Annotated in this window: 8 protein-coding genes; 1 reads left to right on the forward strand and 7 read right to left on the reverse strand. The window is 51.0% G+C overall.

What is annotated here, in order from left to right:
- Window positions 1–120 precede the first annotated feature (120 nt).
- Window positions 121–1,194: a hypothetical protein gene (locus tag AB5202_RS09435; RefSeq protein WP_368144501.1), complete on the forward strand. Its 1,074-nt coding sequence runs from the start codon at window positions 121–123 to the stop codon at window positions 1,192–1,194.
- A 186-nt stretch (window positions 1,195–1,380) separates the two neighbouring features.
- On the opposite strand, the gene AB5202_RS09440 is transcribed toward AB5202_RS09435, so the two are convergent.
- From AB5202_RS09440 to AB5202_RS09470, 7 genes are all read right to left on the reverse strand, one after another.
- Window positions 1,381–2,085: a hypothetical protein gene (locus AB5202_RS09440; RefSeq protein ID WP_117774270.1), complete on the reverse strand. Its 705-nt coding sequence runs from the start codon at window positions 2,083–2,085 to the stop codon at window positions 1,381–1,383.
- Window positions 2,086–2,159: 74 nt separating this feature from the next.
- On the reverse strand, window positions 2,160–2,495 hold the full coding sequence (locus AB5202_RS09445) for a hypothetical protein (protein ID WP_117774269.1): 336 nt from the start codon (window positions 2,493–2,495) through the stop codon (window positions 2,160–2,162).
- Between the two features lie 92 nt (window positions 2,496–2,587).
- A complete protein-coding gene (locus tag AB5202_RS09450) occupies window positions 2,588–6,244 on the reverse strand; it encodes a P-loop NTPase (protein WP_368144503.1) in 3,657 nt (1,218 codons plus the stop codon).
- A 325-nt stretch (window positions 6,245–6,569) separates the two neighbouring features.
- Window positions 6,570–8,405, reverse strand: coding sequence for a P-loop NTPase fold protein (locus tag AB5202_RS09455; protein WP_368144505.1), 1,836 nt, complete (start codon window positions 8,403–8,405; stop codon window positions 6,570–6,572).
- 168 nt (window positions 8,406–8,573) lie between these two features.
- Entirely contained in the window at window positions 8,574–10,223 is a 1,650-nt protein-coding gene (locus AB5202_RS09460; protein WP_117820302.1) for a DUF262 domain-containing protein, read from the reverse strand.
- Window positions 10,213–10,344 carry a hypothetical protein gene (locus tag AB5202_RS09465; protein WP_255413097.1) on the reverse strand — a complete coding sequence of 44 codons (132 nt, stop codon included), beginning with the start codon at window positions 10,342–10,344 and terminating at the stop codon, window positions 10,213–10,215. The genes AB5202_RS09460 and AB5202_RS09465 overlap by 11 nt, the downstream gene beginning before the upstream one ends.
- A 310-nt stretch (window positions 10,345–10,654) precedes the next feature.
- Window positions 10,655–10,981 (reverse strand): hypothetical protein (locus AB5202_RS09470; protein ID WP_204987912.1); only part of this gene is annotated, 327 nt, incomplete at its 5' end.

Genomic DNA, 10,981 nt, shown 5'->3' on the forward strand with positions numbered 1-10,981 from the left:
GGCGTGTTGGCACCACCAGCGTAGTGGCGGCGGGGAGGCACGGTGGCCATTATTCGGTGACCGGGATTGGTCAAAATAGTTTGACTATTAGCGGCTAAAATCGCCCGGCGCTAACACCATTTGGCAAAGTTCTCAGCATTGTATGCAGATAAAACACTGATTCATTGCCCTATAGAATCGGCATTCGAAATGGGGCACGATGATTATGTCTCAGTCGATGAACTTGCATTCGGGATCTATTTGACCATGCGAGTCGAAGACATAGTCAAAGCTGGAATACTCGGATTTTCGAGCAATTACATTCCTCTTTGCAAAGATTGCCTAGCGCGACAAATCGAAAGAGAATCAAAAGCAAAAGGATTGATATCGAGTTATTGGGATGAACTCGTACGACAATTCTGTTCCTCTACCTCGTGCACTTTAAAACAAGCACCAGATGGGAATCTGTATGTAGCGATTGAGGGAATGGATGCATATGGGTCCCATGATGAGATGGATGTCGATTTCCTGGTAATCCCGTCTGAATACGAATCGCTCTATGCAAGCCAAGGCGAAACGCGATTGGATAGAGACATGCTGGAGAAAGGCGGCATCTTGACTATCCTACTGCCATTGTTGGACGATTGCTTTCAAGCCCTCGTCAATCCCTATTTTTCGAATAGCTCGTATTTAACCACTCGTCCAGCTCAGATTGAGTTCCTCGAGTCCGCAACTTCCACCCTTTATCCTCGAAAAGATCAGACCATACCCATTCGCCGGTTATCTTGCCCCCTCCCCATTGCTGAAAATGCAACGTTGCGTAGCATCCTTGATTGCCGCATTAGAAACGAAGAGTCGTTTCTTGTGTTTAGGGATACCTTGTCCAAAGGCCTGAGCGAAAGGCCCATCGACACCTCGACATTAGCTGACCTGAAGAACGACCTAATTGAGCCCGAGCTTCACAAGATATCTTTAGTGATGAAAAACGAGCGATCCCGATTAGTCACCTCCGCAGGCATTGAAGCCGCTATCGGAATTGCGAGCTTTACATTGGGGCAATACGGAATCGCATCACCTTCTGATGCCATGGCCTTCCTCGGGGCTGCCGGCATAGGGGCCGTTGCATCTCAATCCGCAGATTTCTTGCGAGAAGCCAAGGCAAAAGAGAACCCCATGTATTTCCTCTGGAAGCTCAATAGAAACAACCGTCTGTAACCTAAGGGGCAGAACACCGCAGTCGCCGAGCATATCTCGATCATTAAATAAAGGCAGCACTAGAAAGGATGCGAATCGTGAAGAACCGATTCACTTTACGAATGCCTAATGCAGTAAAAATCACTGGTAGATCCGAGCAGTTTAACCAAGACGACAAGAGCGCGCTCAGATTGCTGTCTGCAGTAGCTAGCCAAGTATAGATACCATCCTGTTTCCAAATTCGGTCCTACGATAAACCCTTTCTTCTTTCTCAATTTCGTCGGGATCGTCGAAGATGAGCGTCGTATCTACTACGTCCCACTGCTGCCGATGGATATCCTCAATCAGCAATCCCAGTCCGGTTAATCGAAGAAGAACTTCTGCATCTCTGCCTCTGAGCGTCTGAAAAGTTTCCTTTTCTCGAAGCATTTCGTAGTCTCCAGGTAGAAATCTGTCCAAAGTCTCTGCAAACAAACGAAGATCGTCCCAGCTAATTTCTTTATCTAGGTAGGCCTCATAAATCTTTGCTAGTCGCCGCGCTTTGTCCTCCTCAATGTATCTTTCGAGCAGGATAAGCAGGTACTCAATATCGCGCTTCCTATTTGACTCTTCAAAGTATTGCTTGTACTTGTTCCATGAGCCATTTTCAAAAGAGTCGCGGTTGAACTCATCGAGGAAACACGCATACTTCTTCAGCAGATGCGCATTGTGGATATTGTTTCCGATTTTGTAGATGCTCACTAGGCTTGAGATGACGGGGATGTCCTTCAAGAACTCGTTTTGGAGAATTTCGTCCAGGCCAACCTCTGCGATATTCGAAATAAGTTCGAGAGAGTCGCTGCAAATAGTCGGCCTTGCGTCGTCTTGCAAGCGCGATAGACCGGCCTTAGTTGATTCCTCTGCGTTTGCCATAAGATTACCTTTCATAATAATTTGCCAGTTTTGGCATGCGTTTGCAGCGCCGCTTTTCTGAAAGTGGCTCCGATTTAAATGCCATCCCCCGAATAAGCGCTCAGGTTCGATTCAACAAGTGCATTGGTTGAAAAGAGCTTTAGACCCCCTTCGAGGTAAAAGTCGCTTGTGCAGAGCAACCAAATCATCTTGTCGAGCTTGTAGGCAGTGGCCTCGGGGTCCACGCCGCCCTTCCGCGCCGCGCGCGCGGCTTCAAAATAGCAACGAGCCACTTCGACCTCGCTGTCAGTGGTAGCGTAAAACTGAACAGTATTCAGTAGGCCGTTGACACAAACATCGACGAGCGGCTGCTGAACAAGCCCGAGGACCTGTTCAGGGCGATGCAGCTCGAGCTCATGGAGCTGCACCACGGTTCGCCCTCGACCGTCTTCTGCACGCAGTGCAGGTCGAAGGGCTAGGCAGGAGCCCCGAGGCTTTTCCTAATTCTAGGTGTTAAAGTCGATTACTGCCTGCCGTGGAATAGCCTCCACTTTTCGTCTTCGATGTCTCTTTCAATTGATGACTTCACTTTTGACAGCCATTCTCTGTGTTTTAAATATGCAACACCTGCGGGCAGCTGAGCAGCAATCGAGTCAATCGCCTCAATCTCCTTGAGCTTTGCTGGAATAAAGCCTTTTTCAGGGGACCCGCTCATTGAAGATCGACGGAGATCCAAATGGTTGATCGATATCCCGTCTTTATCGAGCGTCAGAATGAGGGTGATAGCCCTAATCCTCGTCTCGTCATTGCAATCGGACAAGGCCCAGCTAATTCTATCGAGGCTATTTGCGTCGGCGATCCTTTCGCGGATGGTATATTCCAAGCGCTCCCAAAAAATATCGCTCGAGAGCGCATTTGCGTCATGAACGGGAAACAAAACGGCTATTTCAAGCCTGCCGAGTGGTTCGCTCAGCGCTTCATCGATCATTGCTTTCAGCAGATTCCAGGCATGATCATCCTGGACGGTCCAAAACGAGCTGATTCTTCGCAGGAGATCGTGCCTTTGTCGGTAGTCGAGGTTGGCAACGTACTCCAAAAAACGGTCAATCATTGAGCTGTCAAGGCGTAAAAGGCAGCGTAGGAAAGCGAGGTTATAGTCGAAAGTAGGATATCCTTCAAGTGCGAGAAAATACAGGTTGACGGCCGGTGAGGGATTGGATTCGAAGTACGAATCTAGAGCGGAGACGCGCTTTTCGTCTCCGCAGTTGCCGAAAAACCGCCAAACCCCATCATTGTGTATATGTTCGGAAAGCCAAGAAGCATATTTGAGGATATAGCCAGGATGCTTTGGCTCGACTATCTCCAAATCTTCCAAGCAGAGATGCGTTCTGCCGTCATCGAGTCTTGCGAGAATTTCGTCGAGCTCCTCCTTGTCGGGCCCGTTCTTTATTGCTAGCAAATCAAGATAGTCAAACAGGGCCGGATGGTCACTCACGTCGATCACCGCGCCCAGCTCGTTTCTAAGGACCTTCCTGCCGATGGTTTCAGCAAGATGATCAAGTGCTTCGTACGGGACAGGGATCGTCGAGGGCGACGAAGCGATATTGCGTGCGATTATGCTTGAGGCAGTATCTGGGGTCCTTTTGGCGATTTCCAGAAGGACTTTTCCGATAGCCCTGCCCGACTCCCACTCTTTATCGGAAATCTCATAATCTTCGGCTAGCTTTCCCAGGGCTTCGGTCAGTCGTTCTAGCGGTAACTCTTCCGCGGATATCCTCGGTTCTTTCTCTACGAGAGACTCGGAGTTCTCCAGACCAAGTGCGTCGAATGCGCTCTGGCGGAACCCATCGAGGCTCAGAGGGGGATTCTGCGCGCATGTTTCGTAAATCTGGTTGATGCTTAAGCTGCATAAGAGATCGATTGTCGAGTCTTCGGTTATATATTTGGGGAATAGCTCTTCAATCCTCGAGAGTACCGAATACATGTTTTCTGCGTACTCCGCTTCAGGTTCTTTGCCATAGAACGAAAAGTGCTGCCGAAAAGTGGATTTAACTTGCCTGCTGAATTCGGTTTCGACCAGAACGGAGAGCGCCCGGAAGCAATGGGCGTGGAGCTCGGCCAGCTCTGATGTGAAATTGAAGGTCAAAGTGTTGTATGTGTACGTTATGCCGTTTTGACAAACGCGCTGGGCCCTTGAAGAGAGGTATGAACTCGTCAAGACGATCAGACATGCTGCAACATTGCGGGAATGCGATTGTTGATATTTTTGAGCGAGGGCATCGAGTTTGCTGTTTTCCAAATCGAATCCCGTACGATCGAGATCGTAAGCGAAAGCGCCGTCCGGCCCGCATGCCCAGTTGTACTCGGCCGCTCGCTCGGTGCCTCTTTCTACACACTTCACGAACAACTCGGAGGCTGTTTGCGAATACTCGCTTGAGTTCATCAGGGATACAGAAATTTGCAGGGGCATAGATCCGTCGGATGTCGAATTCATGCCGAGAATTTCTTCCGATACGTCAGCGCAATCAGCGTTTTCGATGCGGTTTGAGGCAAAGGCGAGCGCCTGTATGGGGAGGAATTGATTGAATGTGACTATGAACTGATCGGCAATTCGCGCATCCCGATTCTTTATTTCATCCCAAGCTTTCTCGCATTCCCTTCGAAGGTAGTCGTACACGCTCGCACTTCCGCACACTTCAGCCATTGACTTGGCGGCTTTGAGATACGGCGCGTTCGGCATTTCTGCGGTATGCAGAATGAAATCCGCAAAACTGCCGTTCCCTTCTTTTGCGAAGTGGCGGCATATCAAGAAGTCGCGAAGATTCTGCTCTTCCATTCTTATGGCTAGCACGCCATCGGCGGAGGTAAGGATCGTGACAATTTCCTGGTCGTTCAATCTGGATGCAAAATCCCGAATCTCGGCGTCGTCGTACCCCAGCCCCAAGAGTTCCTCGTAACAAGGGTCTCCTTCAATAAGATCGCAGCAGTCGTAGATTGCAAGGTTCTCTGCGAGACGCTGCTCCCTGCTGGAGTACCCAGCTAAAGCTGAATTCATATAGATGTTCAAAAGATCGTATGGCTCTTGGATGGCTTCGAAATTGCCGTCTGCTATGGGGCTTGCTGCCATGATAGCCAAGCGCAGGTTTCCGTTTGCGATTGCCGATACTCTCTCCCTCAGTGCTATGTTTTTTATGTTGTATTCGGTCTCGAGTATCGCTTCTATATTTTCCGCGGTTAGAGGCTCCAGCTCTATTTCTCTGAAATTTAGATAACTGCCGATTTTTGCGGTCAACTCGCTTCGGTGCATCTTCCTGCAGGTGAGGACAATCTTTAGCTTTTTGTTTTCCAAACAGATTCCCAGCAAGTGCTCAAGTGACAGGTTGCCGTTTGCATCATCGACTAGAAGGATAATGTTTTCCGACTCCGACAAAATCAGCTCGATATCATCGTCGAGATGCGATGAATACCTAGAGTCCAAGATAAGAAGATCCCAGTGATGCCGTTTGCTGAATGAGAGGCATGCGTCGAGGGCGATCTTGGTTTTCCCCGATCCAGACTGCCCCTGAATCACCACTGCCTTGTTTTGCTCTATCGATTCGACGATGACTGAAAACTCGGAATCCCTGTGCATGAGGAGCTTCGACAGGTCGGTTGAGAAACGGTCGTTCAGGCTTCGCTCGATGAAGCGGTCTGGGGCGATGAATGATCCCTTTCCGAGTGGAACGCCCAATACCGTATGCGCTAGCGCAGGGTATTTTCCATCAAGGTCGCTCGCAATTGTCTCTGGCCCGATTATTTCTATCCGTGGATCGATGGCACGGACCTCCTCGAGTACCAGAGGTGAAAGGCGAAAGTATGTGTGGCACAGGATGATTCGATCTATGAGTTGCGGATTGATTCCGGTTTTGCTCCTGTCGAGGCAGTCTTTAGCATCATTTAGCAGCTTATTGCGGATGTCGGATTTAGAGGTTGTGTATGCCGCGAAGAGGTAGTGTCCATTCTCTCCTACGGAGTACATGTCTGGCACTCCGGTCGTGGTTTTATCCGTGCCGCATTGGGATCCTAATTCAATGATGTTGTTAAGCGAATATCTCCTATATAGATACTGATTTGCTAGTGTTTGAAAACGCCCGCCTTCGATCTGCCTTAGCTCTTCTTGGATCTGATTTATTTGGGACATTTTGCTCCTCGCGATAAATTCGCCTTTTGATTTCTCTTTTCTTACTCTAGTCCGCCTACCTCAGCAAGCCTTACAAGCTCGAGGGACGAGTCGACGACGTCCTCGAAGTCAAGCCCCGCCGCATAGGCCCTCGGATAAGGCGAGCGGAGGGCGCGTGACCCCGTCGGAAATGGCCGCCGTTAGGTGCGTGTTCGAGAGCTGCGCGGCGGAGCTGGATGGAGCCTGGGCAAGGCATTAGGGCATCCTCGTCCTTGTCGTAAGACTGCCATTAGAAGATCTTCTGCAAATCCTAAGCCACGTTTCAACTTGGCAACAGCTGCGGATCCTAGATATCGGCAAGACATTCGAGACTCTTGGATATGGCGTCGAAATAGATCCTTTGGTAATACTCAATGGTCTCGACCTTGCCGATCTCCGATCCGAGCCTCTTGGCCCAAGCTACGAGGGCCTTCCTGTCCTCGCCCTCGAGCGAGGCCGTGCACGACCTCATGTGGTCGCCCGGAAAAAGGACACTGTGCACAAGCCGAATATCTTCGGGAGGCATCTTCTCCATCGCCCTCGCGAGGAGGGAAGTGTCGAGGGAAATGAGCGACAGGATGGGTTCCGACCAGTCATCTGATTTCGAGAAAGCCAGATAGAGCTTCGTCGCGAATTGGTCGGGGGCGTTTATCAGGACGTTGCCAAGAGACTCCGACTCCCGTTCGCGTAGCGTCGTCAAGGCGAGCTCCCTCAGCCTGTCGACCTCCTCCAAAGCCGGAATCTCATGCGCTTCGCTCGAGTCGAAAGGGATCTCCTGCCATTCGACTCGATTCTTTCCGATTGACCTCACTGCAGACTCGGGATCCCGTCCAATGGAGGATTCCATCGCCTTGACGAGCGGCGCGACCCCTTCGGGAAAGGCGTCAGCAAATTCCCCCGCAATGCCTTTGACGGCACGCAGGACGTCGGGATAGACGTCGAACGACAAGCCGCGGCTCCCGTCCCCGGGGACAATCCCGGCGACTAAAGTCTCCACCATGCCAAGGACATCGGCATCGCGGAAAGTGGCGTGTCTGATGCCTTCGATACATTCAATAGCTTTCCGCGCGGCCGGCCCGTCGGGATGAAAGGTCGCAAGGTAATCTTCCAGGCAGGAACGAACATGCTTGGAATCGACCCCCTCACACCTCTCGAAAAAGCGGGGGATGAAGTCCAGGGCGGCGTATTTGAGCCGGCGCGACTCGAAAATGCCACCCCTAAGGATGGAATCCTCCCGGCTTGACGGAGGCCCGATGCGCATCCCCTTCGCCGCCCCCGCTGCAAAGCCGAAAGCCTCTTTGAAAACTGCCCTGGCAGACTCCGGGTCGGTGGGTTCAGCGAAGAACCCGGATTCCTTCATCCCGACCAGCACGGGGCGCATCTTGCTGAGGGATCGCAAGTTCGGCGATTCGCTTCCTTCAATCGCCGAAACGGCGTCCTCGAGCGCGCCTGGGTAGATGCCGCCCAGCACGCCTCCCAGAACGCGTTCCACAACCGAGCCGACCGAGGGCCTGAACCGGCACTTCCGCCAGACGGTCTTCTCGATGAGGCTCTCGTACTCCCTGGTCGTCCCCTTCTCCCCCTTCGGTCCTAGCCCTTTCCTCCACTCATCCTCGTTGCAGACGAGGAGGACCTTCTTCCTGCAGCCAACGACGAGGTGGTCGACCGCCCCGAGCAGCTCGCGAATGCCCATGTCGCACCTCTCCACGTCGTCTATGACGAGGAGGGTCTCGGGGCCGATGATGAGGTTCACGGCATTCAGCGGCGCCATCTTGAGATCGACGCCCGCCTTCTTCTCCAGCTCCCTGATCTTTTTCCCGAGGAACGATATTCCCGTGTCCTTGGCGAACCCGACGAGTGAATCCCACCTGCCCCTCTCCCCGCCGGCCGCGCACCCTATGGCGTATTTCGAGATGAAACCAGACTCAATCGCCCCGCAGAGCTCCGCTAAGTCCTTGGCGCCGTAGGCGGACGCCACCACGACGGGATGCCGGCTCTCATCCTCCTCCAGCTTCTCGGTCAGTGCGTGCTCGACAAAGTAGGTTTTCCCGCATCCCCATTCCCCGGTAAGCATGAGGGCGTACGAGTTCTCCTTGTCCTCGATGTACTCCCTCACGACGCCGATGATGTCATCCTCGTTCACCTTGGTCGCTCCTTGTCCGCCATCGGTTTCCACCCTTACCTTTCCTATGGCCAGGCGAGAGCCTACTCCAGCGCTTTCGGATCCCATTCGAACCCTTCGGCCTGCCGCCTTATCGCCGGGTCGATGCACTTCTTGACGAGCTCAAGCGCCGCGGCCGCGCGGTGCAAGCTAGTGGATGACCATTTCAAACAAATCTTTCGCGATAAAATCAACGCGCTTCTTAACGTCAAAACAACCATTCGCATAGCGTTTAGCAAAAGCTCTTGTAGTGGCATAACGCGATTCAGCGTATATGGGCAGCTTTTCCTTAAGCGATTTGTCTTTACATTTCGCGTTAAGTCGCTCTTCTAGCATGAGCAAGTTCCCAATAATCGAGTTTTCCTGAGCCTGCGAATCCGGAAGAATGTGCTCTATTGTGAATGCCTCAGAAACCCTAACACCAGACTTAAGCTCCTCGAGCAAGGCAAGGACCAACTTGCAGCGATCCTTCAACTTTGTTTCGCTATACAACGGCCACGAATGAGACCATCCAAGCGAAAGGAGATTAATTCGAAATGTTTCTTCTGAAGGCAGTTTTTCGTTAAAACTATTTTTCCACTCATCTAACACTTGCTGGGTGCAGTTCAACTCGATTGCGTATGAGTGTTTCACGATCGAATCCGATAGGTGGTTCGACTCCATTCCCCCGATTATCTTATAGCAAATATAGAACCGGTAAATAAATCCAATCGCATCATCATACTGCTCGCTCGTTAGCTGCTCTATTTCGCGAGCGTGCATTAAACTCATAAGAAGCGGCCTGAAGACGCGGACATTGTGTGTTCTTAAGAAACTCAAGATTTCCGCATTTCTGTCATCGCTGGTTGGCTCGACAATCTCTGCATAATATCCGGCTTTTAGCCTTAAATCATAGAGAAGATCAGCAGCCTTCTTTGGATCCGTAAAATCCCTTATTTTCTTATATGCTCCATCCTTGTCGCCTTGACCTAGGCGATATTTTTGAATTGCGTAGTGACGCAAAAAAGCTTTCATGTTCGAGCCGACTGTTGCTTCAATTTCCGACCATACCTGTTTTGCATCATCGCGCTTTTCTATAGGATGGATATAGCGCATAATATAGTTCTTCAGAAGCTCATGGTCCTCAAGCTCGATACCTCGCGCATTCAATATTTCGAATATTGTGTACGAATCTTCCTCAGACGATGATTTGATGTTTACATATGCGACAGAAATGACCGCATCCCTGAAGGCCAGCAACTCCTCATCCTTCATCTTGGCGAAACTTGCACTGAAATATTGGAAGGCTTTAACGATCAGTTCGTCTTTTGATCCGGACGCGCGTTTGCTCTTCGAGAAAGCCACAGCAGACATGGCAGCCGCATCTTCAGGAGAGATAGCAATTACTCCTTCGACGATCCTCGTTAATGATAAATGATTCTCCGGAGCGACGATCGCGTGCTCAACATCCTTAGTATCTATCGCCACTAGATATTTTTTTGTGCCATTAGCGTGGTTAATCATATTCCTTTTCTTGAAAGCGAACATGAGGCTAGACAGCAAGAGCGTTAGGGTAATAACTCTTTGTTGACCATCAATTATTGTAAAAACCCCGAGGCTGTCTTCTTCTTCTTCCTCCATCAGCACTATCGAACCGATGAAATGCGACGTAGCAACTTCCTCTGTCACAAGCTTGATGTCTTCGAATAGATCTTTCCAGTTATGCTCATCCCACACGTAAGCGCGCTGATTGCGAGGGATTCTATAGATTGAGTCATTAAGCAGCTTTCCAACCGTACTCTGACGTGCTTCAAATGCCATGTTGATCCCTTGCCTTCGCAATAGTTTTGTCGGCCTTGCCGCCTCTCGGCGTCACCAACGCCTTCGCTACAATAAAAGTCGGCACATCGCCGAGCAGGGCCGCCTTTTCGCTCGCGAACATGCCGACTGCCCCAATCAATCTCCGTCGCTGCCATCATCGTCGATTAACCAACATGTCAGCAGCAGGCAATCGTCACGTCCACAGTCCATTCTATATGCCGGCTGAGCATGGGGCGCATCTTAATCGCCAAGATATCCAGGAAGCCCGAGCTTCCAGGGAAATGCCTTCAGACGCCTTACGTTGGGTAGGCCCCCTACAGAGATCTATTGGCCGTGCACCGCAAACAACGCGTTAGGCCGTTGCACGCAATCGGCCAGCCACCCAGCATCCCCAATCCGCGTCACAACTCCCTACCCCGCTCCAGCCATCGTCATCTCCATACAGTGTCCAAACCCACACCAATAAAACCAACCCACGCAACAAGCAGCCCTCGCTTAGCAACCCAAACACCACCACAAGCCAGCAAGCAATCACCAGTCTGCGTTCGCAACATCGCTTGGAACGGCAAATGCTTACCGCGCCCTTGAAACACGCCAAACTCGTCTACAACCTGCGGTTTTTCGTTTATACTGCAATCGTTGAAATGCCGGTACGCTTGCAGAATCGTACCTGTTCCGATTACAGACGATATGAGCAGGACATAAAAACATTGAGAGCCCCTGCTGCATGAAAGACCGCGGATTAGGCCGACAATGGT

It is taken from the genome of Collinsella aerofaciens (assembly GCF_040915545.1).
In the GTDB taxonomy this organism is placed as follows: Bacteria; Actinomycetota; Coriobacteriia; order Coriobacteriales; family Coriobacteriaceae; genus Collinsella; species Collinsella aerofaciens_BE.

Excerpts from the sequence above, each read along its gene's own strand:
- AB5202_RS09440 (WP_117774270.1), bottom strand. The coding sequence starts at position 2,085 with ATGGCAAACGCAGAGGAATCAACTAAGGCCGGTCTATCGCGCTTGCAA.
- AB5202_RS09460 (WP_117820302.1), bottom strand. The coding sequence starts at position 10,223 with ATGGCATTTGAAGCACGTCAGAGTACGGTTGGAAAGCTGCTTAATGAC.
- AB5202_RS09450 (WP_368144503.1), bottom strand. The coding sequence starts at position 6,244 with ATGTCCCAAATAAATCAGATCCAAGAAGAGCTAAGGCAGATCGAAGGC.
- AB5202_RS09465 (WP_255413097.1), bottom strand. The coding sequence starts at position 10,344 with ATGTTCGCGAGCGAAAAGGCGGCCCTGCTCGGCGATGTGCCGACTTTT.